The sequence below is a fragment of the Cytobacillus gottheilii genome (assembly GCF_018582665.1).
GTDB classification, from domain to species: domain Bacteria; phylum Bacillota; class Bacilli; order Bacillales; family Cytobacillaceae; genus Cytobacillus; species Cytobacillus gottheilii.
Genome location: NZ_CP071709.1, coordinates 4,009,759 through 4,030,416 on the forward strand (window position 1 = coordinate 4,009,759; position 20,658 = coordinate 4,030,416).

General features: G+C 40.1%; 18 protein-coding genes. 7 read left to right on the forward strand and 11 right to left on the reverse strand.

The genetic code is table 11. The features are described from left to right. Positions 1-12 precede the first annotated feature (12 nt). The 5 genes from flgM to J1899_RS20025 form a co-directional block, all read right to left on the reverse strand. On the reverse strand, positions 13-279 hold the full coding sequence (flgM, locus tag J1899_RS20005) for a flagellar biosynthesis anti-sigma factor FlgM (protein WP_214476236.1): 267 nt from the start codon (positions 277-279) through the stop codon (positions 13-15). Between the two features lie 351 nt (positions 280-630). Then, complete coding sequence (locus tag J1899_RS20010; RefSeq protein ID WP_214476239.1) at positions 631-1,053, reverse strand: TIGR03826 family flagellar region protein; 423 nt, start codon at positions 1,051-1,053, stop codon at positions 631-633. A gap of 47 nt (positions 1,054-1,100) precedes the next feature. Then, complete coding sequence (locus J1899_RS20015) at positions 1,101-1,796, reverse strand: ComFC family protein (protein WP_214476241.1); 696 nt, start codon at positions 1,794-1,796, stop codon at positions 1,101-1,103. Further along, complete coding sequence (locus J1899_RS20020) at positions 1,771-3,282, reverse strand: ATP-dependent helicase ComFA (RefSeq protein ID WP_281420584.1); 1,512 nt, start codon at positions 3,280-3,282, stop codon at positions 1,771-1,773. The genes J1899_RS20015 and J1899_RS20020 overlap by 26 nt, the downstream gene beginning before the upstream one ends. A 346-nt stretch (positions 3,283-3,628) precedes the next feature. Beyond that, positions 3,629-4,468: a DegV family protein gene (locus tag J1899_RS20025; RefSeq protein ID WP_214476243.1), complete on the reverse strand. Its 840-nt coding sequence runs from the start codon at positions 4,466-4,468 to the stop codon at positions 3,629-3,631. Positions 4,469-4,743: 275 nt separating this feature from the next. On the opposite strand from J1899_RS20025, the gene J1899_RS20030 reads away from it, so the two are divergent. After that, positions 4,744-5,061: a hypothetical protein gene (locus J1899_RS20030; protein WP_214476245.1), complete on the forward strand. Its 318-nt coding sequence runs from the start codon at positions 4,744-4,746 to the stop codon at positions 5,059-5,061. 123 nt (positions 5,062-5,184) lie between these two features. Here the strand turns inward: J1899_RS20030 and J1899_RS20035 are convergent, their stop codons facing one another. Both J1899_RS20035 and J1899_RS20040 read right to left on the reverse strand, forming a co-directional pair. Beyond that, entirely contained in the window at positions 5,185-5,868 is a 684-nt protein-coding gene (locus J1899_RS20035; protein ID WP_066442522.1) for a response regulator, read from the reverse strand. Between the two features lie 42 nt (positions 5,869-5,910). After that, a complete protein-coding gene (locus J1899_RS20040; protein ID WP_214476247.1) occupies positions 5,911-7,053 on the reverse strand; it encodes a sensor histidine kinase in 1,143 nt (380 codons plus the stop codon). 607 nt (positions 7,054-7,660) lie between these two features. Here J1899_RS20040 and J1899_RS20045 point away from each other — a divergent pair. Continuing rightward, positions 7,661-8,296: a YigZ family protein gene (locus J1899_RS20045; RefSeq protein WP_214476249.1), complete on the forward strand. Its 636-nt coding sequence runs from the start codon at positions 7,661-7,663 to the stop codon at positions 8,294-8,296. A gap of 91 nt (positions 8,297-8,387) precedes the next feature. Further along, positions 8,388-9,434, forward strand: coding sequence for an LCP family protein (locus J1899_RS20050; protein WP_214476251.1), 1,047 nt, complete (start codon positions 8,388-8,390; stop codon positions 9,432-9,434). A gap of 312 nt (positions 9,435-9,746) precedes the next feature. Here the strand turns inward: J1899_RS20050 and J1899_RS20055 are convergent, their stop codons facing one another. Continuing rightward, positions 9,747-10,790 (reverse strand): glycosyltransferase family 4 protein, encoded by a 1,044-nt coding sequence (locus tag J1899_RS20055; protein WP_066442518.1) that lies wholly within the window; start codon positions 10,788-10,790, stop codon positions 9,747-9,749. A 448-nt stretch (positions 10,791-11,238) separates the two neighbouring features. On the opposite strand from J1899_RS20055, the gene secA2 reads away from it, so the two are divergent. Together secA2 and J1899_RS20065 are read left to right on the forward strand one after the other, a co-directional pair. After that, entirely contained in the window at positions 11,239-13,599 is a 2,361-nt protein-coding gene (gene secA2 / locus J1899_RS20060) for an accessory Sec system translocase SecA2 (protein ID WP_214476253.1), read from the forward strand. An 18-nt stretch (positions 13,600-13,617) separates the two neighbouring features. Then, a complete protein-coding gene (locus J1899_RS20065) occupies positions 13,618-14,514 on the forward strand; it encodes an accessory Sec system S-layer assembly protein (protein ID WP_214476255.1) in 897 nt (298 codons plus the stop codon). 80 nt (positions 14,515-14,594) lie between these two features. On the opposite strand, the gene J1899_RS20070 is transcribed toward J1899_RS20065, so the two are convergent. From J1899_RS20070 to J1899_RS22775, 3 genes are all read right to left on the reverse strand, one after another. Beyond that, positions 14,595-17,111, reverse strand: a complete 2,517-nt coding sequence (locus J1899_RS20070) for a phosphodiester glycosidase family protein (RefSeq protein WP_214476257.1) — start codon at positions 17,109-17,111, stop codon at positions 14,595-14,597. A 686-nt stretch (positions 17,112-17,797) separates the two neighbouring features. Continuing rightward, a complete protein-coding gene (locus tag J1899_RS20075; RefSeq protein ID WP_066442514.1) occupies positions 17,798-18,124 on the reverse strand; it encodes a hypothetical protein in 327 nt (108 codons plus the stop codon). A gap of 385 nt (positions 18,125-18,509) precedes the next feature. Then, positions 18,510-18,635: a hypothetical protein gene (locus J1899_RS22775; protein ID WP_257297397.1), complete on the reverse strand. Its 126-nt coding sequence runs from the start codon at positions 18,633-18,635 to the stop codon at positions 18,510-18,512. Between the two features lie 200 nt (positions 18,636-18,835). On the opposite strand from J1899_RS22775, the gene J1899_RS20080 reads away from it, so the two are divergent. Together J1899_RS20080 and J1899_RS20085 are read left to right on the forward strand one after the other, a co-directional pair. After that, entirely contained in the window at positions 18,836-19,702 is an 867-nt protein-coding gene (locus J1899_RS20080) for a helix-turn-helix domain-containing protein (RefSeq protein ID WP_214476259.1), read from the forward strand. Positions 19,703-19,990: 288 nt separating this feature from the next. Further along, positions 19,991-20,653 carry a hypothetical protein gene (locus tag J1899_RS20085; RefSeq protein WP_214476261.1) on the forward strand — a complete coding sequence of 221 codons (663 nt, stop codon included), beginning with the start codon at positions 19,991-19,993 and terminating at the stop codon, positions 20,651-20,653. Positions 20,654-20,658: the final 5 nt, after the last annotated feature.

Here is a 20,658-nt window from a genome sequence, read left to right on the forward strand (position 1 = left end):
GCGCTTCCCTCCTTAATGTTTTGTGTAATAGCTGGCGATGCTTTTCGCAATATCTTTTGGATTTGGCTTGTAGTTGCCGTTTTCGATTTGAACTTTCAAATCGTCAATCTTCGCTTGGCGGGCCTGTGTTGTTGAAGACGCCTGCTGCATTTCTTTTGCTGCAGATGAGATTTCAATTTTATCAGACGCAGATGCCGCACTTTTGCTCGTTTGATCGATTTTGTTCATTTGACGTTTATACGGATTAATTCCTGAAGTTCCAATATTATTGATTTTCATTGTTTATCACTCACTTTCGTTTCCGTGCAAAATAATTCTTACTTCTATTATCGGTGAAAAACGCAGATTTTTAAATATTTCTTAGCATTTAGTAAAAATTACTTATCTATGCATACTGATTTTATTGCATATAAAGTTTCTGCGTGTTGTTTTCCGCTGCAGGGTACTCGCTTTCCGCGGGGCGGGTGGCGAGCCTCCTCGGCGCAAGCGCCTGTGGGGTCTCGCCTTCCCACTCTTCCCGCAGGAGTCTCGCACCCTTTCGCTCCAAACAACAAAGTTAATATCAAATCGTTTTCAAAAGAAAAGCAAGTGAGAAATATAACTTTTTCCCTACTTGCTTTTAACTTATTGTTATTTCAGTTTTTCATCAAAGACAAAGTAAGCGCCTTGTTTATCACGTTTTTCGATGTCTTTTTTGCGTTCTTCTTCGGTTTCGTGATTTTGCAGTTCTTTGCGCAGGGAGACTGCACAGCTTGAGCAAATTTTTCCTTCGCGGATGGATGTGCCGCATTTTTCACAAGGATAGCCAAGGTTCGGGAACTGTGCCAGTTTCAGACGCCCAGTTTTAATAAATTTGAGGATCAGTGTTTCCTCAACACCAGTTGCTTCGACAACCTGGTTCATCATGGCTGTGCGATTTTCACGTTTGCGAATGTATTGGTAAACCGTTTCATATGCTTTTTCTTCTTCGTTATAGCAGTTTTGACAAATGTTTCGGAATTGATTCATGACAAAGAGTGCATCACATTTAGGGCAATTTGATAGTTCAGCCATTGTTTTCACCTCTAATTTTCTTATCTCCACTAGATCAGTTATGGACTCTACCCGCGCGCGACGGTCAGTGAAGTTACCGTCTTGGCACCAGCCTCCTTTAAGAGGATGGCTGCATGCCGCAATGTAGATCCTGTTGTATATATATCGTCAATTAAGACAATTTGTTTACCGGATAAATTTGTCTGTTGAGTTAACTGAAACACCTGCGGTAGATGAATACGGTCATGTCGGGATTTTTTCGACTGCTTTTCAGAGTGTTTTCTGGAGAGGAGGTGGGCGGGTTCTTTTCCTAATGAAAGAATGAGCGCTTCGGATTGATTAAATCCCCGCTCATAAAGGCGCTCGGGACTAAGCGGGACAGGTACAATGAGGTCGTATGTTAAGGTTTGGAGCTTGTGTTTCAGCAAGCTTGCAAACGCAGCTGCCACAGCATAATCACCTCTATATTTAAAAAGTGCGATCAGTTCCTTACAATAATCATTATACATCAGCACCGAAATATTACGATCCAAAACACCGGACCACGCTTCGTTTTCCTCCCATCGCAGACAATCCAGACAGATTCCATCCTGCTGGTATCGGTTTTGCCCGAGCGGTCTCGAGCAGAGACCGCAAACCTCGCCAGTGATCATTTCTAATTTTTCTAAACACTCCTGGCATAAAACAGGACCTTCCTCCTTCGCAAACAAGCTATGCCAGCTCACCGCTTTCTTTAATTCAGTTCCGCATCCCAGGCAAAACATAATCAATCAGCCCTTTCTCATACGCTTCTTTATTCATGCTGGTGATCTGCCTGCATGCCTTATTCATCGCATTTGTTTTTCCATAATGAAAAAAAGTGATATTTCCGTTCGGCTGGCTCGCACTTCTTCCTGCCCTGCCGGCAATCTGCACCAGGGCACTTTCGGTGAAAATGCGATCCTCCGCGCCAAGCACCGCAACATCTACACCAGGAAAAGTAACCCCTCTCTCTAAAATCGTTGTCGTCACAAGCAGCGGTGTTTCCCTTTTCCGCATCCGCTGTACTTTTTCTTTTCTTTGCGGATCCTCCGCATGGACCGCTTCAATACGTTCATCAAAGGCTTTCATGTAAGGAAGCAGTGTTTCCATTAATTCAATTTTCGGCAGAAAAAGGAGAGCTGGTGTTTGATCTGCTAGTCTCTTTGTAATCCATACTTCTACAATTCGAGGAAGTTTTCTGCGCTTTAAGGTTTTCTCCCAATTGCCGCACCACTTCTGTTCAGGCACGGGCAGTGGATGGCGATGGTAGCGGCCGGGTATGGTAACGAAAGGACGGGTTCCTCGCTTGCATTCATTTTGCCATTTTTCGTTTGGGGTTGCTGATAGGTAGATGAGGGACGAAACTTTTTTGCGCGCCTTTTGAGCAGCTCGCTGTAAGGATACGTCCGCTGAAAATGGAAAGGCATCGACTTCATCAATGATGATCGTGTCGAACGCGTCATGGAAGCGGAATAATTGATGTGTGGTTGAGATCGTTAAGATGCTGTTTTCATTGCGGTCTTCACTTCCTCCATAAAGAGCCGCCACTTTGATATCAGAGAAAACAGCTTGGAGACGCGGGCTGAGCTCGAGGACAACATCTGTACGCGGAGTGGCGATACAAACACGTTTTCCTTGTGCTAGTGCCGCCTCGATGCCAGCAAAAAGCACTTCCGTTTTCCCAGCTCCGCATACCGCCCAAACGAGCAGCTCCCCGTTCGCTTTGATTGCCTCGGTGACTTTTTTTGAAGCATGCGCCTGTCCTTGCGAAAGGGTTCCTTCCCATTTCAGTGGCACTGATTCTTTTGTTTGAACTTCAGGACCTGTCCATATTAAAAGGGGTGTGCAGCTGCTGACTCTGCCCATGATGATGCATTGCCGGCAATACAAACATTCTTTTTCGCCGCAGCGAGCACAAGGAAATGCTGCAAATTGATGCCTGCTGCTGTTTCCACAGCGTGTGCATATTGGTTTGTTTTTCTCGATGCTGATTCCTTTATGATAGTGGATATAGCCATTTTCATAGTGCTCATGGAGTTGTTCTTTTGGAAAAGGGATTTCGTCGTGAAGGAGCATTCGACCTTGGAGAAAGTGTTGAAGGTCTTGGCTGATAGAGTAATTGAGGTTTGTTTCTGGCTGAGGGATTACGGGAAGTGATGCGATGGGTTTGCTGTCTGGGTCTGTGGGGGCTGAAAACTTTAGTTTGTTTTCCTGCAGGATAAAGCGCAAATGGGACCACCTCTCTTTTTATGATTATTTTAACATAGATTTGGGTGTGGGGTCATTCTTTAAGAGGTGGAATGCGGGCCGTTTGAATGTAGATTCTTGGTCATGTCGAAATGCTAATGGTTCGAGGTTGGATATTCGCCGTCCAGGGGATTTATTCGCTGTTTATTTGGTTTATTCGCCGTGAAAAAATTTTATTCGCCTTTAAATTCATATATTCGCTTTAAACATACTTTTATTCGCCAAACCTCTGATTCGTCACTGCCAACCACAAGAATTTACCGCCAACCCAGCCCAAAAACAACAAAAAACACCATCCCCGCCCAGCGGAAATGGTGCTTTCTCATTTCTATTTCTTCACCCAGCCAAGTCCCATCGATCCTTCGCCAAGATGAGTGCCAATAACCGGTCCAAAGTAACTGATCACAAATTCAACATGAGGGTATTGTTCCTCAAGCTCTGCTTTCCAGTCAAATGCTTCCTGCTCACGATTTGCATGGATAATCACTGCACGGTGCGGTTCTCCGCCTTTGACTGCTTCGCCGAGCAGTTCAACGATACGTTTCATCGCTTTTTTTCTTGTGCGGATTTTTTCAAATGGCACAATTAGTTTGTTTTCGAAATGCAATAGTGGCTTCACTTGAAGAAGGCTGCCGATGAGTGCCTGTGCACTTGATAGGCGTCCGCCGCGCTGCAGGTGGGAAAGGTCATCTACCATGAAATAGGCTTTTAGGGTTTTGCGCATTTCTTCGAGGCGTTCCATGATTTCTGCTGCATTTTTTCCTGCCGCTGCCATTTCCGCCGCTTCTAACACATAAAATCCTTGGACCATGCAGCTGATTTCTGAATCAAATGGAAGTACTTTAATATCTTCTACCAGACTTCCAGCAGACACAGCTCCTTGGAATGTGCCGCTAATGCCGCTTGAGAGGTGAATCGAAACGACTTCATCGTATTCTTTTGAAAGCTTTTCGAACAGCTCCATAAACTCGCCAACTGGTGGCTGAGATGTGGTTGGCAGTTCTTTTGTTTTGACTTCTTCGTAAAAGCCATCTGCGGTAATTTCTACTTCCTCTTGATATGTTTCGTTGCCGAAAATCACACTTAGAGGAATCATATGTATGTTCAATTTTTCCCGTATTTCTAGAGGTATGTATGCCGTACTATCTGTAACAACAGCTGTTTTCATAAATAGAGCTACCATCCTTATCCTTTTTTCTCTACTATATGTTCTTCTATTATTTTATATGAATGAATGGAAAATTGCATTACTTCCAAGCAGATTCTTACAGATCCCTATGTAAATATTTAATAAAAGTCTGGCCTTAAATATAATAGGCAATATATATAGAAAAATTTTAAAATTACGTGAATCTGTAAACATCTTCTAATTTCTAACAAATGTGTTAAACTCTATACTTGTTGAATTTACAAATTTTATAAGAAAGGTGGCTTTAGAAGTACTTGGAAGACTTTTTCCGTTCTCGATTTCTGTATAAGGATCGAGACTACTATGAAGGCAAAAATGTTTTTAATCACAATATTCTCCGGAACGAATTACAAAAACACGATACTATTATAATTCCTGCTCTTAAGGAACATCTCACCGGTTCCGAGCTAGCAGATTGGCTCATACTCAATTCTTCTCCTCAAGATATAGAAAAGCTCGTGTTGATGATTCAAAAAGCACGCAAACATCAATCTGATACTAAAGCTGTTATCGAAATGGCTGTATCAGCTCTCACCATGGTTTCTCTCACATTAAAAAAAGAAGTCTTATAAATCTACACATATACTTATTCCTTTACTTCAAGACATAAAATATAGAATTCAAATTTTGCGTGCCTAATTTCTTTCATTACAAAAAAACACGTAAAGGGCGTCCCCCTTTACGTGCAGATTTTTTTATCGAACCTCAACCCAGCCATTTTTAATCGCTACAACAACAGCTTGTGTACGGTCGTTTACGTTCATTTTTTGCAGAATATTACTCACATGGTTTTTAACAGTTTTTTCGCTAATGTATAAAGCTTCGCCAATTCCGCGGTTGCTTTTTCCGTCAGCCAGAAGCTGAAGGACTTCGCATTCACGGCGTGTCAGCAAATGAAGCGGTCTGCGAATCTCCACTTGAACATACGTACTGCGATTGTTTGTCCCTTCAGAAGCCAAACGGCGGTATTCGTTCACAAGGTTATGCGTTACTTTTGGATGCAGATATGATCCGCCATCAGCCACAACCTTAACTGCTTCTACTAAAGCATCAGCGTCCATTTCTTTTAGGAGATAGCCGCTTGCACCTGTTTTTAATGCGTGTGTTACATAGTTTTCATCATCGTGAATCGATAAGATGATCACTTTTGATTCTGGATATTTTTCAGTCAGCAAACGAGTTGCTTCTACCCCATTTGTATTTGGCATATTAATATCCATAATGACTACATCCGGGCGATACTTCTCAACAAGATCCATTGCCTCGCTGCCGTCATCTCCTTCTGCTACTACATCAAAAGAATTTTCAAAGTCTAAAATTCTTTTTACCCCTTCTCTAAATAACTGATGATCATCGATGATTACGATTTTTGTTGTCAAATTCTCCGCCTCCCAAGGTCTCTCTCTTTTATATCGCTTGCTTTATAAACTTAAAGGGATCTGTATAATAACGACTGTGCCTTTTCCTTGTTTTGAATCAATGGAAAGCTGACCTTCAACAAGTTCAACACGTTCCCGCATTCCCATAATACCAAAGGAATCCCCTTTTTTCTCTTTAATGTTAAATCCTTTACCATTGTCGCGGATCACCGCTGCCACTCTGTCGCTGCGGATTTCCAGCTTGACCGAAATATCTGAGCATTGTGCATGCTTCAAGGCGTTTTGAACCGACTCTTGAATAAGCCGGAATAACGCAACCTCATATTGAGGAGGCAAACGCAGCTCTTCTCCGATATTCTGGAAATTTATTTGAACGTTTTGATGATATTCTTCTATCGTTTGCAAGTATTTTTTCAAAGTCGGAACAAGCCCTAAATCATCAAGCGCCATTGGCCGCAGATCATATATAATCCTCCGCACTTCATATAAGGCGCTTCTGACCATTTTCTTCAGACTCTTGATTTCCAGAATGGCCTCTTCCCCGCCGCGCTCTTTGTATACTCGTTCAATTAAATCAGAGCGCATCATGACATTCGCCATCATTTGGGCTGGTCCATCATGAATTTCACGCGACAGGCGCTTTCTTTCTTCCTCCTGTGCTTCGATGATTTTCAAGCCAAATTCCTGCTTTAGCCTTGCATCCTCCAACACCTCGCCCATTTGCTTGAGATCACTCGTTAAATAGTTCATCACGACCGTAATCTGCGAAATCAGGTGCTCAGCTCGTTCAATCGTATCATGAACGGTTACAAGCCTTCTTTCAATGTCATCACGCTTGTCTCTCAGCTGTTTTTCCGTTTGCCGGTTCATGGAAAGATCCATTTGCAGCTGATGAGCCTTTTCGTATGCCTCGCGCACTTCCACTTCTGTGTAGTCCTTGAAATGCATACTGACCTCAGACAGCCGTTTACGGGCAAACCTTGTCTTTACTTCAAGGTCGTCACCAGTAGAGATGATCTTAGCTACATTCAGCTTGACCTCTTTGAGCTCGTCCGTTAGTGTTTCATAATCCTTACGGCACTGCTCGCCAATCCGAAAGATTTCATCTTTGCTTGTTCCGACTGTATCAATCATTTTCTGCAATATTAAATCAAGTGCTTTAGTATCAAATTTCTTTAAACTCATTTACAGTCCTCCAAGGGAAAGAAAAGCTCAGTCATAAGGTACTTGACGCTACTATCTATTGTGTATCTCTTTTTGTCAGAATAGCCTGTCAGACCTATTTCCATCATAATCTCCTTGTTGCTATTCCCTATTTTAACTCGAAAAAATGCTCGTTACTATATAAGAAGACCGCAAAATGTGCGAAATTCCGCCAAATTCGTTAAATAGACTCATGGTTGAATTCAGATATCATGTCATTTATCCTATATTCTGTACGATGAATCACAGAAAACGTTGTCACTGGAAGAATATTTTTTATTATAACATGGTCCTAAGACAACCATATTAAAGTTTTATTACAATCCCTTTAAAGTAAACTTACTAATCAGCAAGCAAGCCAGCTGGAGACAAGGCTTATATTACATTTATATAATCGTTCTCTCTGCTGTCTTCTTTCATATATAAATTATGATAGTATAAAAGAAGACATGTTGGATTATGTCGATTTATAATAGGAATACACATCGAATGTAAGGCATTCCAATGTCATATGTTTAACTAGACAGGTTCACTGCTGTGAGCCGCCCAATTGACGAACATTGAAAACAACCGTTAGGAGCGACACTTTATGCTGCCGAGCTATTTGACCGTAAAAGGATATGGAGAACACGAAATCGTGATCCAGAAATCCCGTTTCATTGCCTTTATTTCAAGAGCTGAAACAGAGGAAGAAGCACAGGAATTCATTCAAAAAATTAAAAAAGAACACTGGAACGCAACCCATAATTGTTCTGCCTATTTAATTGGTGAGAACGACCAAATTCAAAAGGCAAATGACGACGGGGAACCAAGCGGAACTGCTGGTGTACCCATCTTAGAAGTTTTGAAAAAAAGACAGCTGAAAGATACCGTAGCTGTTATTACCCGGTACTTTGGGGGTATAAAACTAGGAGCAGGCGGTTTAATCCGCGCATATGGAAAAGCGACATCTGAAGGATTAACAGCGACTGGAATCGTTGAAAGAAAGCTGATGGCTGTTATGCATACAACTGTAGATTATACATGGCTCGGCAAGCTTGAAAATGAGCTGCGCTCTTCCGTATATAGTATTAAAGACATTCATTACTTAGACAATGTCGAAATAGAAGTTTATGTAGAAGAAAATCAAACTTCCGCTTTCACGGACTGGATGACCGAACTGACAAACGGACAAGGTAAGATCCGCAAAGGTGAAAGTCTTTATATGGAGGAACTTGTTCAATAAGAACATCTTCGAATATCGAAAAAGTATTGTACGAATTATAGCGAAAATTGTAAAATAGATAAATGAATCTAATTTAAAGGAGAAAAGCTCTATGTCTCTTGATAGACAATCAATCAAGCGCCAAAAGAAACGAAGCAAACGAAAGAAAGTATTAATGCTGATCCTTCTTCCGCTGCTCGTCCTAACCTTAAGCGCAACTGCATATGGTGCATTTTTATTTAACAAAGCCGAATCTGTAATGGATAAGTCTTATGAGCCAGTAGAACGAGATACAAAGAGAACCGATTCAATGCCTGAAAGCGAAGATACTTCGATCCTGTTTATCGGTGTCGACGATAGTGAGCTTCGCAGTTATAACACGGGATCCCGTTCAGATGCCCTAATCCTTGCTACATTCAACGCCGAGGAAAAATCAGTCAAATTGCTGAGTATCCCCCGCGACTCCTACGTATATATACCTGATGTAGGATATGAAGATAAAATTACACATGCACATGCCTTTGGCGGTGTATCTGCTACACTTGAAACAGTTGAAGAAATGCTTGATATCCCGATCGAGTATTATGTAAAAATGAACTTTAATGCCTTTATCGATGTGGTCGACACATTAGGCGGCATTGAAGCAGAAGTCCCTTATGCTATTTCTGAAATGAATTCGCTGGATCAGAAAGGCTCCATCAATCTTGAGCCTGGCATTCAAGAATTAAACGGTGAAGAAGCGTTGGCACTTGCCCGGACACGAAAGCAGGACAATGACATTGAACGCGGCAAACGCCAGCAGGAAATTATTAAAGCTATTGTTAAAAAGACGGTATCTGTTTCCGGCGTAACCAAGTATGGTGATTTAATGGAAGCAGTCGGTGATAACATGACGACAGATCTTCCTTTTGGCGAAATGAAATCGTTCTTTGACTTTGCCACAGCAGGAAGCAGTTTAAACATTGATACACTCAACCTAGCTGGAAGTGATTCATATATCAATTCTGTCTATTACTATCAATTAGACGAAACCGAATTAGAAAACGCAAAAAATATCTTAAAAGCTCATATGAACCTGGACAACGGTGAGACGGATTTGAACTCACCTGAATCAGAGACTGAGCAGCTTGAAGGCAATGAAACAACTGGATATGAGTAATACGATAAACAGAGGCTGAATAGTACTTATTCTCGGCCAACAAAAAGACCCGATGAAATTAGCAGATTGTATCTGTCTAATGTCTCGGGTCTTTTTGTTGCACTTAATAACAACCTTTAAAAACGGGTGGAATGGAGCGGAGGACCTCGACTCCGGAGGGAAATAGAGGAAAGGCTGAGACCCACAGGCTCGCTGAGGAGGCTCAGCTTCCTCCCCTCGGAAAGCGAGATCCACAGCGCAATGGAACATACTACTTAAGACTAAATATTGATACAAAAAAATGGCCCTGATCACAGGGCCATTTTTCATATCTTACATCTTCTTCGGAGCCTTCACCATTTTCAGCAAAGGTTTATAGTCATTATTCACTAAACCAATTTTTTCAACAACAAGTTCAATTCCGACAATCAGCAGTCCAATCAGCAGGATTGCACCCCAGACAGTTGCCTGTGAAAGGATGATCGCTGCTAAACCAAACATTGCCGCCATTGCATAAATCAATAACACTGTCTGGCTATGGGAGAAACCAAGTCGCAGTAAACAGTGGTGCAAATGTGATTTATCCGGTGCTGATAACGGCTGCTTATTGACAATACGTCTGATAATCGCAAAGAATGTATCAGAGATCGGCACACCGAGAATAATAACTGGGATAATCAATGAAATCATTGTAATGTTTTTAAATCCTAATAGGGAAAGCACTGCGATCATATAGCCTAAGAACAATGCTCCAGTATCACCCATGAAAATCTTCGCTGGATGAAAGTTGTAAAGCAGAAAGCCTAATGTGCTTCCGAGCACAATGAATCCGATGCTTACAACAAATGGATCACCTTTAATGATTGCCATTCCGGAAATCGTGATTAACGCGATCGAAGATACCCCTGCAGCTAATCCGTCCAGGCCGTCAATCAGGTTAATCGCATTGGTGATTCCGACAATCCAAATCAGTGTCAATGGAATGCTGAATATGCCAAAGTTAAGCTCGCCTATCAACGGAACAGTAATATATTCAAGCTGAACGCCGCCTAAAACAACGACAACAGCAGCAGCGATTTGGCCCAGCAGCTTATACTTAGCAGAAAGCTCTACGAGATCATCCAGAACTCCTGTAATAATAATGATTAAACTCCCGATCACAATGGGCCAGGTTAATGCATCGTCCGGTCTTAATACCAAAAGGCCAATAATGAAGCTTATATATATTGCCAATCCGCCTAAACGCGGCATAATTTTCTGATGGACCTTTCGCTGGTTGGGCTTGTCAACTGCCCCAATTCTGATGGCCAGCTTTTTAACGAAAGGAGTAATAATAATTGAAGCGATAAAGCATATTAACAAGGTAAGGTAAACCATAAAGTACCTCCTCAATGATTAGCATATCCAATTGATATCAATTTTAATTTAACAACTTAGTCTTTTGTTACATTTTAATGGAAGGGCTTTTCCCCAGCAGCGGAAAAAGGCTTCTAGCAATCTCGTAAGTAAAATATTCCAAATGGGCATATCTCAACTTTTTTCATTATATCTAGTTCCGATAAATATATCTACAGAAATTTTTATAATTAATTTCCCATATTACATGCCCAATTTTTAAATAAGTTAAACACATGCCTACTGTCCCAATACATAGACGAGCTTAGTCGCCATTTAGTTACACATTTTGCAATAAAATTGCAATTAAATTTTAATAGAAACATTTATTTCCATATCATGAATATTAATAGTAAATCCATTCTTCTTTTGGTAATATTAATTAATGTCAAGACTTATGTAGTTTACTAGAGATTAAGGGGCGTCATTAATGTTTACGTTTCTAAAGAATAAAATGACTAATACAAACGAAAAGCGTTTGAAAAAATATTATAAATTGGTCGAAGAAATTAATATGCTGGAAAGCAAATATGAAGCTTATGATAATGAACAGCTTCAGAATATGACAAATCAGTTTAAAGAAGAACTCCAAAACGGCAAAAGTATTCATGATATTACAGCGGATGCCTTTGCTGTCGTGCGTGAAGTTTCTAAGCGTGTATTAGGCTTGCGTCACTATGATGTACAGCTGATCGGCGGCTTAGTATTAACAGAAGGAAACATTGCGGAGATGCCCACTGGTGAAGGAAAAACATTAGTGGCTTCCCTTCCGAGCTATTTGCGTGCCTTAGAAGGCAAAGGCGTTCACGTTATTACGGTCAACGATTACTTAGCAACACGCGACAAAGAAAAGATCGGCAAGATTCACGAATTCCTTGGATTAACGGTTGGGCTGAATATCGCCCAAATAGATCCGGAAGAAAAGAAGGCTGCTTATTCTGCGGATATCACGTACGGAGTCGGAACAGAATTCGGCTTCGACTATCTGCGTGACAATATGGCAAGAGAAGCGTCCGAAAAAACGCAAAGACCTTATCATTTTGCCATCATTGACGAAGTGGATAGCGTACTGATTGATGAAGCGAAAACACCATTGATTATCGCTGGTAAAATGACTTCCAGCTCAAACCTTCATCATATAGCCGCTAAACTGGCCAAACGGTTTAAAAAGGATGAAGAGTATTCCTTTGATGAAGAAACGAAAGCGACGAGCTTAACCGAAAAAGGAATTGAGCAGGTGGAAAAGGCTTTTGGTGTCGATAACTTGTATGAGCTCGAGCATCAAACGTTATACCACTATGTGATTCAGGCGGTTCGTGCACATGTTATGTTTGAGCGTGATGTGGACTATATTGTCCATGAAGGTAAAATCATGCTTGTCGACATGTTCACCGGACGGATTATGGAAGGCCGGACATTAAGTGATGGTCTTCACCAGGCGATTGAAGCAAAAGAAGCCCTGGAAATTACAGACGAAAATAAAACGCAAGCTTCGATTACGATTCAGAACTATTTTAGAATGTATAAATATTTATCAGGCATGACCGGTACAGCGAAAACAGAGGAAAAAGAATTTCAGCAAGTTTACAATATGCAGGTAATTCAAATTCCAACCAACAAGCCGCGCCAGCGTGAAGACTTGCCTGATATCGTCTTCCTGACAACAAAAGATAAATACAAGGCGGTTACAGCAAAGGTAAAAGAGATTCATTCAAAAGGACAACCTGTTCTCGTTGGAACCACATCCATTCTTCAATCAGAAAAGGTTGCGAAATTTTTTGATGAAGCAGGTCTATCCTACGAAATTTTAAATGCCAAAAGCGTAGAGCAAGAGGTAGAACTGATTGCAGCGGCCGGGCAAAAAAATACGATTACCATTGCGACCAATATGGCCGGAAGAGGTACGGATATCTTATTAGGTGAAGGTGTTCACGAATTAGGCGGGCTATTCGTCCTTGGGACCGAAAAACACGAAAGCCGCCGAGTCGATAATCAGCTTAAAGGCCGTTCAGGCAGACAAGGCGATCCAGGCTTCAGCCAATTTTTCATCTCGCTTGAAGATGATATGTTTAGAAGATTCGCCAAAGATGATCTTGAAAAGTTAAATAAAAATCTAAAAGTGTCAGATGGCATCGTGCAAAATAAAAATATTCACGAATTTGTTGACCGCGTTCAAAGAATCGTTGAAGGTGCCAACTACTCGATGCGTGAATACAACTTAAAACTCGATGACGTCATTAACGAGCAGCGTGAAATTATTTATACACTGCGAAACCGCATTATAAATGAAGACAATCATCTCAACACTGTTTCTACTCTTGTAGAAGATGCCGTTCAAAATGAAATTGAATCGACTCAATTAGAAGATATGGTTCCAGAAGATGTGGACGTAAAACAAATTGAGGCAAGGTTAAAAGGTATGCTACCAGCTCAATTTGACGTCACACTGCCTAATGTGATTAATGATATCTCAGATATAGAAGAAACCGTTCATCCGAAGGTAAAAGAATACCTGGCCAGTCTCGAGACTTATTCTGACCATGTACAATTTCAAACAACATTGAAATACTTAATGTTAAGTATTATTGATAAGTTTTGGATTGAACATATTGAAGGAATGACAAGGCTAAAAGAAGGAATTGGATTAAGACATTATCAGCAGGAAGATCCAATGCGCCTTTATCAGAAGGAAGGCCTTGAGCTCTTCACTCATTCTTTTAATAAAATCAGAAGACACACGGCCATTGAGCTTGCCAATGTATTAAAAGCCATAGAAGAACAAAACGTATAAACATGGAGGTATGGAGAAATGGGGATCTTATCAATCTTTCGCCGCAAAAATAAAGAAGACATCAAAATGACTGGTCTGGACAGCAGCGTATCATCAACTGAGCTTTTAAATGAAACAGATGAAAAAAGCCAAGAGGATCAAATCCATACAGAACTGTCACTTCATCCTAGCTGGAATGTCGAAAACGAACAGCTTTATGTACTAAGATTCTTAAACAATGACTTAGCACCTTTAAAGCCAAATCAAATTTCTCTTGCTGGAATTGAGTTAAATGATGACAACGAAGGAATTGAAGTAACAGCATTCGTTCGAAACAGTCTTGCAAAAGGCATTAAGTTTCATGAGTTAACTTTGGTTCTTTTAGATGCTGATAAAAAGCTGGCAGCCAGACATACATTTGATCTAGGTGCTCTTGGTGAAGTTCCAGGCAGAAGCAGCCGTCCATGGACATTCGTATTCCCAGTTCACTCCATTGTGAATCGGGAATTTAGCCATAAAGATTGGACTCTTGCGATTGAATTAAAAGAAAAGCATAAGCTTGACTTACATGAAACCTGGGTAAAGGCTATTTCAACTGAACAGCGCGAAAATCTTGAAAAGCTCGTTTCCTCTCTTGAGGCTCCTAAGCCAGGAGAAGTAAACTTCTATGGATTAAATGCTCAAATTGCCGAAAATAAAGATCTTCAAGTGACGATGCTGCTTCGCAATGGCCATGAGAAAAACGTTGCATTCCACCAGCTGCCACTAATCGTTGAAGATGCTGCAGGTGAAAAAGTAGCAGAAGGAAGCTTTAAACTTGAAGATTTCGAATTAAAGGCCAACACATCCAGACCTTGGACTTTTATCTTCCCAGCCTCATTAGTTAAAAAAGAGAATCCGGATTTATCTAAATGGAGAGCATATCCGATTCAATAAAAAACAGCGATATCCTTCGATATTAAGAATTTACACGTCAAAAAAGATCAGCCATCAAAGCTGATCTTTTTTGTTATCCTTTATTGAGCTTTAAAGGTCATATAAAAATCTTTTCTCAATCCCATGCCCTTTGTTGATGTTACATACTTCGTAACGGTCAGGCGATAGTTTTCACCAGATCGATAGCCTGCAGAAGGTGCATTTACGAGCACTGTTTTAAGGTCATTAGACAGCTTGACCGAAATCGGCATCCGCTCACCTTTGCTATTTTCCACATAGATGTTTTCTTTCGTGATGGATAACGGACTTAACGGAATATTAAATTCAACTTTCCATTGCTTATTAGCCGGTGCAGTCCTTGTATCAGAACCCGTCTCAAAATAAGTCTCATTATGTGGCAGATCATATACAGCCTGGAGCTGATCAAATACAATCCTGCCTTTATTTTGTTTAGAAATGGTCGGCTCTGCTAAGTAAATTCGGTCAAAGGATAATGGATAACGAACAGTAGATGGAAGCTGTGCCTGTACGTATTTCCAGCCCTTCCAATTCAGACCGGCTTCTTTCGTGAAGTCAATTGTTACTTCCTTGCCTTGCGCATCATAAACGCGTCCTCTCAGCCAATGCGATTTTCCGTCGCCATATACCCATGCACCAATTGCTTTCGGTTTGCCTGGAATTGCAATTCTTTTGGAAGCGACCGCGTATGATGCTGTTGTACCGCTTTTGTTGCCCGTAAAGTCATAATTTAAGCGCAGGGCCCCATTTCCTTCATATTGAGTGCCATCTGCTATGGAGCTAAGTGTCGTGCTGGCGCGAATGCTCTCAGCCTTCCACTCTGCTTTTGAGTTAAACCCATTCAGAAGTCTTGGCTTGTTGCTTACAGTTACAGGAATCGAAACTTTCTTGCTGCCCATTTGTGCAACGATCGTTCCCTTCCCTTCCGCATTTCCAGCCGTAAACTTTCCATTATCATCAATCTTTCCAGCATTTCCGGTAACAGACCATGAAACAGAATCCTTATTCATGATAATTGGCTTGCCGTCTGCATCTGTTGCCGTAACCGATAGTGTCTGTTCTCCGCCTTTTTGCAGATAAACTTCACCAGGTGTCACTTTGAATTGAGATGGAGTTGCTACAACAGTAACAGGCACTTTCACTTGAGCTTTTCCATATTTAACAGTGACATTTGTTGTGCCTTCTTTTAAGCCTACAAAACGGCCGTTTTCAATTTTGCCAATGTTATTATCAGCAACATATTCTACTTGACTCTCATTATACGGAATTAAGTTGTTATATCCGTCAAGGGCATCTGATATTTTAAAAGAAACAGAAGCGCCAACCGCTACTTTTCCAACTTCAGCCTGAGCTGCTTTAAACGAAACAGCTTCACTATATGGAGCGGTGCTGACAGCCTGCAAGATCGCAGAAACCCGTCTTTGTGTTCCATCAGATGGCCTATTAATTAATCCTGCATAGCGGTTTCCTGGCATTCTGGCTGCCAATGTTGTCGAACCGCCGCCATCGAGATTCAGAGCTTGATAGGCTCCAAGTCCAACTAAGTAAGAAGAAAATTCCTTCAGCGTCATTCCCTGGCTATAGCCAGCCGTGCCTTTATCTACCGTTACAAGGAATACTTTTGTACCCGTTTTATCAACCACAACCGCTGTTCTTGATGTTCTTGAAGTCGCACGGGGACTTGTAGGATCAATCGACATATTCACCTTTCCTGCTTGTACAAGAAGCGGACCGCTTGCAAGCATAAAGGAAGCATCTTTCCATTTATCATCAATATCTACTTTAAGAGATACAGGATCTCCAATTTTTAGATCTCTTACTTGATCCACTTGTGTTCCGTGCGCAGAAATAACATACCCATCTTTAGGAATTGTCGCACTTGTAAGCTGTCCATATGGCCGGATGGATGTAACCTCACCTGTAATGGTATCTCCAAAGCTCGCGCCCGGATCTAGGTTCTTATTCAATTTTTGAACAACAATCTCTAAACCTGTTTGGTTTGTCCGTGTTTTATCATAACGATTACTGCTCGTAAAGAGGATGCTTTCATTCGGATCTCTTTGTCTATTAAAAGAATCAATCTTAAAGCTTTTGTTATGATGTGATAACGTAATATCTAAATTAAATTTACTTACTAATCCTTTCCCGGCTTTATCAATACCAAAAGCTGCCGGTGTATGCATAAATCCATTACTTAAAGCAGATACCGCTCCGAGAAAATCAATTTTATTATTACGAGCAAGCAAGTATGTAGGGTACCCGCTGTCCATATGAAATAAAGAAGCATTTACTGCACCAACAACATGATGTTTCTCGCGTGTATTGGCTTTCGCAAGTGCGGTTACAGTCGAACGCTGATTGATTGGACTGGAGATTCCATAATTTATTGTTGTATATGGATCTAGTAAATTAACATTTAAAATATTAACTGCCTGCTTTTTACTGGAAATGGTTGTATTCCGTTTTTCCAGTTTAACGCCTGGCGTTACATTCGTCACAGTGTCTGCAAATGCTGTAATGCCGCTAAAATGCCAAGTAACCAGGAACAGTGACAACACCAACAAAAACGCTTTTTTCATTCTTCTTTTACATCCCCTAACTTTCACTCTTTTTATAAAATCTACCATTCTAGTTCTAGTATATATGATTTCCTATAAAATCCAACACAATATGTAAAATTATCCTTGTGGAGATGCAGGTAATTTTGTCCAATTAGTTAGTTAAAATGAAATAGCGGTACATAACTTAATTAATCTTAATAGGCTGTTTGTTCCATTGCGCTGCAAACCCTCGCTTTCCGCGGGGAGGAAGCTGAGCCTCCTCGGCAAGCCTGCGGGGTCTCACCCTTTCCTCTATAGCCCGCAGGAGTCGAAGGTCCTCCGCTCCATTGCACCTGTTTTTAAACTTAGTTTCTAAAAGACTTATAAATCCATAACCAATTATAAGACTGTTAATTATGTAATACATCATTCTTCTATAAAAAAGCATAAAAAAAAGATATCCGTTTATTAAAAACGGATATCTTTCCAGCCTTAGGCCAACCATCGCCCACAATTTATCAGTATACCAAAACGGAGTTGTATTACATTTTTATTTTAACATATACAGGCTTTTATACAAGAAGGAATATGAAGATTTTTCTTATTTTGGTTAAATTATAGCTAATAAGTATTTAGTGGTTTGTACCCCAGAATCTCCTATAGACTATTTCTTAACCAAGGCTAATACCATAACAGTGTTTCATCTTAAAATGGACATAGGTCTTTTAAAGGACATATGGTTCTTTAAATTCGCTAATGCCAATAATGCGCAGAAAATCCTGAATTCGGCCCATGGAATCCTGTTTGTATTCATCCATCACTTGGAATTCCTTGAGGTAGGCAATCTTTTTTTCACAATGGATATTTTCACTCATAAATGCAACCGACATTTCCATTTCTGTCTGGTTTCCATCTGTAAAAAAGGCTTCTGAACATGTACAAATGACGGCCTCTCCAATCTTCTTCTCTTCTTCTTGAAAATAAAACGAAAACAGGATCGAGCAGCTTCCCTCTTGAAAGGATGGCATCACTTTCATTTCTAATGCGTTCATACGATCACCTCATTATTCTTCAGGATAACTCTATCATAGCAAATTTAGTAAATATTCAGAAAACCATTGAGGTTGCTTGAATGTGAGCCTCAACTCTAATTTATCTAGAAAGATCTTGTTTTTGAGTATAAATATAACTATAAGCATATTTTATACCATTTTTATTCAATACAAGCCTAAATAGGCAAGTTGTTTATAAAAATTTCTTCTATTATTATTGATCTTTATTTTGAACTAAATATTTACTGGATCCTTTTCATATTTTCATGGCCTTAACACCCTCTCCATATATATATCAAAATGCAAAAAAAATCACTTCAAAACGAAGTGATCAAAGGAGATTATGATGTATAAACGTTGAGGCCTAGTGACACTAGCTTAAAACTTAATGTACGGATGGTAATTCTAAAGTTGTTGCTCCTCCATCTGGACCGCTAGCGCTGATCGCTCCTCCAGACAAGCTAAGTGCGATTAATACAGCTGTGAATAATACAAAAAATTTCTTTTTCATATAACTGCCTCCTTCAATTAGTAATTAACTGACCTTTGACAAAAGCTTGATTAATCTTTACAGTTTCATTTAACCATAATTTGAAAAAGTGCAAATTCTCTATTATAAGGATTTAGTAGGAGGTTTTCAGTCTATATCTCTTAATTTTTCAGTGGTACAATCAGAAATATAATTATAGGAATATTTAGGATGTGGTCAACATGAATTTTATTGTGATCGGGGAAAAAATCAAGGAGCTGCGAAAACAGCTGAAGCTTTCTCAAAAAGAACTGGCTGATGGCATTTGTACGCAGGCGCAAATAAGTAAAATCGAAAAGGGCGATGTCTACCCGTATGCTTCGACACTCTATCTTATTTCACAAAAATTAGGAGTTGATGTCAACTACTTTTTTGATATCGGAACAACTCCCAGAATTGATTATGTGCGGGAAGTAAGCCGGCAACTTATTACAGCCCGACGTGATTTAAGATATGAAGAAATGCAGTTGATCGTTAAAGCGGAGGAAAAAAATCCGCTTTTTCATCAAAATCGGAAAAATGCCCAGCTCCTTCTTTGGCATAAAGGCATTTATACCTACCACCTAGATAATAAAGTGAATACTGCACTGAAATATTTGGACGAGGCGATTCAAATGACTCATGACAAAGTGTGGTCTGAGCGAGAAGTTGAAATTCTTCAAAGCAAAGGCATCATCCTTTTTGAGCAAGGTGACCTTCCAAAAGCGCTTGAAATCTATGAGTATGCAAAAGAACATCTTAAACAGCTTCCATATATACAGGATGATACGATCCAAACACGATTATATTATAATCTCGCTCGGACACTCACTCGCCTCGGGCAATATCGGCAATCAACATTATACTGTAAACAGGCGATCGCCTACTGTATTGAACGAGATCATTTGTATCTGCTTGGCGAGCTTCATTACCATGTTGGCTACAACTTCGAACTGATCGGCAATCTGAAAGAAGCCAAATCATTTATGGAAAGAGCTTTGATCATATTTGAACTGCAGCTTGATACTAAATACATTCAATTTATTACGGAGAAGATTAGGAACTGGTAGATTATCACCAGGATCATAGCAGCATTATGTATAGTGATTGAAACGGATTGCAGCGCGCGACAAGGAGGGAACAACACCCTCCCCGCCGGAAAGCGAGTGTATATTGCAGTAAAAATAACCCTTTCCTCCGTTGCGTCTAAAATCCCCGCTCAATCTAGTTAATTTTATTCATTTTGTAAAATATTACATGCGTTTTTAGAGGTAATTACTGCCTTTTTGTCACATTTTAAGTTAAAATAGGATTTAGTGTAATAAAAATGAATGATACCTAATCACTGGAGGATTTATATGATTTATGAAGTTCGGCTCATAAAAGGGCTACTCCACCCTTATGATTTTTTCTATCAGCTTCAAAAAGCGGAGGAAGTACGAAATCTAACAAATCGAATAGTGTTCCTTTTTATTGCCAGCATCCTTATTTTTACAATCGGTGCGTACTTTGGAATGGGCAATGACATTATTTCAAACGAATTAACGAGTGTGTCTACAGGTGAATTTGAAGCAAAGAAATTATTTTTCGCGTTAGGTCAGATTTTATGGGGTGTTTGCTATCCTGCCCTACTTCTGTTTATTCCAGCGCTTTATTTCTGGTCACTGACAGATATTCCGTATAAAAAAGTTCTTACATTGCAATTATTTGCGGTAAGTATTCTGGTTGCTGAGAAAGCGATCTTTTTGTTCCTCGCGTTCCAGCTTGGACTTGATAAAGATTCATCTCCATTATCTTTAGGAATCATAGCGCAAAGTTTAACTGATAATCTATTTGTTACATCATTCTTTGGACAAATCAGCCTGATTGGGATCTTCGTGATCTGGCTGCAGTATAAAGGGTTAGTATATCTCTCAGAACGGAAGCCAAGGGTACTATTTCTGATGGTTCTTTCCATTCATCTCCTTTACTGGCTGATTTCCGCTTTACTTTCATACATAAAATTTGAAAAGCTTCTATAAAAGGT

Excerpts from the sequence above, each read along its gene's own strand:
- flgM (WP_214476236.1), bottom strand. The coding sequence starts at position 279 with ATGAAAATCAATAATATTGGAACTTCAGGAATTAATCCGTATAAACGT.
- J1899_RS20010 (WP_214476239.1), bottom strand. The coding sequence starts at position 1,053 with ATGGCTGAACTATCAAATTGCCCTAAATGTGATGCACTCTTTGTCATG.
- J1899_RS20015 (WP_214476241.1), bottom strand. The coding sequence starts at position 1,796 with ATGTTTTGCCTGGGATGCGGAACTGAATTAAAGAAAGCGGTGAGCTGG.
- J1899_RS20025 (WP_214476243.1), bottom strand. The coding sequence starts at position 4,468 with ATGAAAACAGCTGTTGTTACAGATAGTACGGCATACATACCTCTAGAA.
- J1899_RS20040 (WP_214476247.1), bottom strand. The coding sequence starts at position 7,053 with ATGAGTTTAAAGAAATTTGATACTAAAGCACTTGATTTAATATTGCAG.
- J1899_RS20045 (WP_214476249.1), top strand. The coding sequence starts at position 7,661 with ATGCTGCCGAGCTATTTGACCGTAAAAGGATATGGAGAACACGAAATC.
- J1899_RS20050 (WP_214476251.1), top strand. The coding sequence starts at position 8,388 with ATGTCTCTTGATAGACAATCAATCAAGCGCCAAAAGAAACGAAGCAAA.
- J1899_RS20055 (WP_066442518.1), bottom strand. The coding sequence starts at position 10,790 with ATGGTTTACCTTACCTTGTTAATATGCTTTATCGCTTCAATTATTATT.
- secA2 (WP_214476253.1), top strand. The coding sequence starts at position 11,239 with ATGTTTACGTTTCTAAAGAATAAAATGACTAATACAAACGAAAAGCGT.
- J1899_RS20065 (WP_214476255.1), top strand. The coding sequence starts at position 13,618 with ATGGGGATCTTATCAATCTTTCGCCGCAAAAATAAAGAAGACATCAAA.
- J1899_RS20070 (WP_214476257.1), bottom strand. The coding sequence starts at position 17,111 with ATGAAAAAAGCGTTTTTGTTGGTGTTGTCACTGTTCCTGGTTACTTGG.
- J1899_RS20075 (WP_066442514.1), bottom strand. The coding sequence starts at position 18,124 with ATGAACGCATTAGAAATGAAAGTGATGCCATCCTTTCAAGAGGGAAGC.
- J1899_RS22775 (WP_257297397.1), bottom strand. The coding sequence starts at position 18,635 with ATGAAAAAGAAATTTTTTGTATTATTCACAGCTGTATTAATCGCACTT.
- J1899_RS20080 (WP_214476259.1), top strand. The coding sequence starts at position 18,836 with ATGAATTTTATTGTGATCGGGGAAAAAATCAAGGAGCTGCGAAAACAG.
- J1899_RS20085 (WP_214476261.1), top strand. The coding sequence starts at position 19,991 with ATGATTTATGAAGTTCGGCTCATAAAAGGGCTACTCCACCCTTATGAT.